The 4,248-nt window shown below is 53.7% G+C and carries 2 protein-coding genes; both read left to right on the top strand.

Annotated features, from left to right (window positions below):
* Positions 1-289 precede the first annotated feature (289 nt).
* A complete protein-coding gene (locus ACG2E4_RS18145) occupies positions 290-2,698 on the top strand; it encodes an endonuclease MutS2 (RefSeq protein WP_395277473.1) in 2,409 nt (802 codons plus the stop codon).
* A 447-nt stretch (positions 2,699-3,145) separates the two neighbouring features.
* On the top strand, positions 3,146-3,856 hold the full coding sequence (locus ACG2E4_RS18150) for a DNA-binding domain-containing protein (RefSeq protein WP_395277474.1): 711 nt from the start codon (positions 3,146-3,148) through the stop codon (positions 3,854-3,856).
* Positions 3,857-4,248 lie beyond the last annotated feature (392 nt).

The following is a 4,248-nucleotide window of genomic DNA, read 5'->3' on the forward strand; positions in this document are numbered from 1 at the left end:
CCTCCTGTCCTCCTTCTCCAAGGAGGAACTCTTGGGTCACAATCTCAGGATGCAATAAAGGCAATGTGTTGAAGTCCCTCTTGGAGAAGAGGGATGTAGGGAGATTGACCACGCCTTAATTATTTAAATGGTGTTCCCCCTTATTGGACTTTTTGGACAGCCTCATAAAAGCCCTGCCCCAAGAAAGTAAGAAACAATGTTAAAGCTGGAAGCTAATAGAACTCACGTTAAATAGTATTACATACTCACGACTCAGAACCCAAGACCCACAACTCACTACTCACACCCAATGCAATTTTATCCTCCGCACCTGTCTGAGAAACTTGGTTTTGAAACGATCCGCCGGGAAGCCGTCGGGCGCACGCGGTCGGTTGTGGGTGAAGAGCATCTGCAGCGCATGGAGCCCTCCTCAAGCCCGGACCGCGTAGCTCGTTTGCTGGATGAGACGCGCGAAATGATGGATCTTATCCGCAATGATGCTGCTTTTCCCCTGGACAACCTGCATGATATCAGGGATTCGCTCAGCAGGTCTAAACCGGAGGGTACCCTGCTCTCGGCCGAAGCGTTCCTTGAAATACTGCAGCTGGCTGCCTCCGCCCGTCGCGTAAAGTCGTTTTTGGGCGATCGCCGGGAACGGTACCCGGTACTGGATGCGCTGGCGGTGGAGCTGATTCCGCTGAAGGAGCTTGAGGAAGAGATCAACAAGGTGATCACTGAGCAGGGTTCACTCAAGAACAACGCCAGCAGCGAACTGCAGTCGATCCGATCCCGGCTGGGAAAACGGCAAAACGATCTGCGTAATACCATCAACCGGGTGATGAGCCGCGCCACCAAACAGGGCATGGCTTCTGATGAAGGCCCCACCCTGCGCAACGGCCGCATGGTAATTCCGATCCGGGCGGAATACAAGCGAAAGATCCAGGGATTTGTGCATGACGTCTCCTCTACCGGACAGACGGTCTACCTGGAGCCGGTGGAAGCGCTCAACATAAATAATGAAATTCGGCAGCTCGAATCTGAGGAAAAGCGGGAAATCGAGCGTATCCTGCGCGCTCTCACCAATGAGGTTCGGAAAAACCGCCGGTACCTGGAGCAAAATATCGAGGTACTGGGACGTTTTGATATGATTTCGGCCCGGGCTCAGCTCAGTATCGATCTCGATGCTTTTGTCCCGGTTCTCTCCGACGGCAAATATCTCCGCCTGAAGGAGGCCTACAACCCGATTCTGCTGCTCAAAAACCGCTCACTTGCGGAAGAACAGCGCGAGCCGGTCATCCCGCTCGACATGGAGCTCGAGGAAGGCGAACGCTGCCTGATGATCACGGGACCCAATGCCGGGGGGAAGTCGGTGGCAATCAAGACGGTGGGGCTCTGTGCCATGATGATGCAGTCCGGCTTTGCCATTCCCGCCAAAGACAGTTCTGAACTGCCGGTATTCAGCAAGCTGTTCGTGGACATGGGAGACGACCAGTCGATCGAAAACGATTTGAGTACCTTTTCCAGTCGACTGCAGTGGATGAAGTCCGTGATGCAGGAGGCGGACGGGAGCAGCCTCGTCCTTATTGATGAAGCCGGTGCGGGAACCGACCCGGACGAAGGCGGGGCACTGTACCAGTCGCTGGTCGAGCACCTGATCAGCTGTGGCGCACTTTCGCTGGTAACCACCCATCACGGTGCACTGAAGGTGTTTGCCCACGAACACCCCCACGCCGTAAACGGATCAATGGAGTTTGACCAGGCCACCTTGTCCCCAACCTACCGGTTCAAAAAAGGCGTGCCCGGCAGCAGCTATGCATTTGAAATCGCACAGCGGATGGACCTGAGCCCGGAACTGCTGCAAAAAGCCCGCGAGATTACCGGGTCCACCAAGCAGGACATGGAATCGCTGATTAACGAGCTGGAATCAAAAACGCAGGAGGCCGAAACCCTTAAAAGGGATTATGACCGCCTCAAAAAAAAGATGGAAACCGAGCGCCAAAAATATGAAGACAAACGCCGCGCACTCGAAAAAGAGAAGGACCAGATCCGCGAGAAGGCGCTGAAGCAGGCCGAAGAGATTATGCAGTCGGCCAACCGGCGGATTGAACAGGCGGTGGAGCGGATTGTTCAGCAGGGCAAAAAAGACAAGCAGGCGATCAGCAGGGCCCGCGAGGAGGTCTCGGAGCAGAAGGATGAAATTGAGGAGGAACTGGAAGAGCTGGAGGCCCGGCAAAAACAGGAACAGCGGGAACAGCTCTCCGACGAGCCGCCGAAAGTGGGCGACATCGTACGCCTGATGGACGCCAACACCAACGGCGAACTGGTTGAGGTCAATGGAAACCAGGCCGTAATTCAGGCCGGCGGGTTACGCCTTAAAACAAAATTTAACAACCTCGTAAAGGTTAAGGACGCCAGCGAGAAACCGTCACCCAAAAACCGCGTCAGGGTAAATGTACCGCGAAGCGCACGTCCCGGTCCCACCAAACCCTCTATTGAGATCCGCGGCATGCGGGGTCGCGAGGCGATTAAAGAGGTGGAACATTACCTGGACAACGCCATCGCGGCGGGACTCAACAGCGTAGAGATCATTCACGGCAAGGGGGAAGGAATCCTCAAAAACCTGGTCCATGAGTACCTGGATGAACGTGCGGAGGTCAGCAGCTACTCCCTGGCACCCGCGGACCGTGGCGGTGCCGGGGTGACGCTGGTTAAATTTTAATATCAATGGCTTAACGATCCCCCTTCTTTCTCATTAGTTATTGGTTATTAGTTCAAACAAATAACCAATAACCAGTCCACTAATAACTAAATTGCGCCGGAGTCGAAGAATGGCAGGCTGCTTAGGGGTGGAGGGGTTAACACTCAAACAGTAGTTGCCATGTTTGGGGAGATCCTTCGACTTCATTTCGCTTCGCTTCATTGCGCTCAGGATGACACAGCGTTGAGTTGATACGGGATGGCGCGGTGTTGCCGGGACCGCAATAATGTTCATTTCTTTTACAAATATTAGAATCCACTATCTTTTTTGTAAGGATCGGCGTTTAACCGGGTCTAAGAGGTAAAGAGAACTTCACTGTTCATCACATATACGTTTTCAGTACACCAATATGGTGCTGAAGCGGATCAACTATCAACAAAAACAATCCTATAACAAAAGGAGACGCCTATGTCTTTAGAATATTATTTAAAGCGCAATCATATAACATCCGACGAGGATGATTACATGGCTATCAGCATTAACCCGGAGAGCTACTCGATCGAGGATGTCTACGACTACATGACCCGGGAGGGATCCACCGTCACTCGTGCGGAAGCGCTGGCGGGATTCGAGGAGGTGACCCGTGCCATCCTGAACCTGGTGCAGCAGGGACATTCGGTGGTGACGCCGCTGGTCAACATCCGTCCCGGCATAAGCGGGGTGTTCGACAGCGAGGATGACCGTTTCGACACGGATCGCCACGAGGTGCGCATCAACGTTTCGCCCGGGCTCCGGCTGCGGGAGACGGCCGACGAGATCCCCACCCAAAAGGTGGAGCCGCGCGAGCGTATTCCCACCATCACCCACTACTCCGACAACAGCTCGGGGAGCCGCGACGCGGAGATCACGCCCGGCGGCGGTGCCCGTATTGTGGGGCAGCTGCTGAAGTTCGACGAGGAGGATCCCGACCAGGGCATCTTCTTTGTCAATACCTCCAACGGTACCGAAACGCGGGTGGAGAGTACCCTCCTGCGGAACAAGCCGAGCGAGCTCATCTTTATCAACCCGGAGCTGGACCCCGGCACCTACCGCCTGGAGGTCCGGGCCATACTGCAGGATACGACCAACCTGCGAACCGGGCTGATGACGGATCAGCTGACGGTTGAAGACGCAAGCTGATATCACCGGGAACACACGCCCCCTCTGTGGCACCGCAGAGGGGGTTCTTTTTTGCCCGCAAAAAACGCCGATATCTTTTACCAAAAAAGATGGTATCTTTTTCCTCATAAGATGCCATCTTTTTTTGTATAAGATGGTATCTTTTTTTTCAGGAGCAATTTTTAGGGAATTATGAATGAAGAATTAATAATGAAGAATTTTGAAGGGGAGATCGTTTGAACGAGTTATAGCATCATGTCCAAGACCGGAAGAATTTCTGTCTGACGAGGGAGCGAGCTACAAAATATACAACCTGGTCTTTCCCGGCCTTGAATGGGGCGCGGAGGCCGAAGCAGGCGTTTGTGGATGTTGCACCGGTGAGAACTTCGATAGAAGGCAACCAGCGTGACGGA

It is taken from the genome of Halalkalibaculum sp. DA384, from assembly GCF_043951955.1.
In the GTDB taxonomy this organism is placed as follows: Bacteria; Bacteroidota; Rhodothermia; order Balneolales; family Balneolaceae; genus JAMQKA01.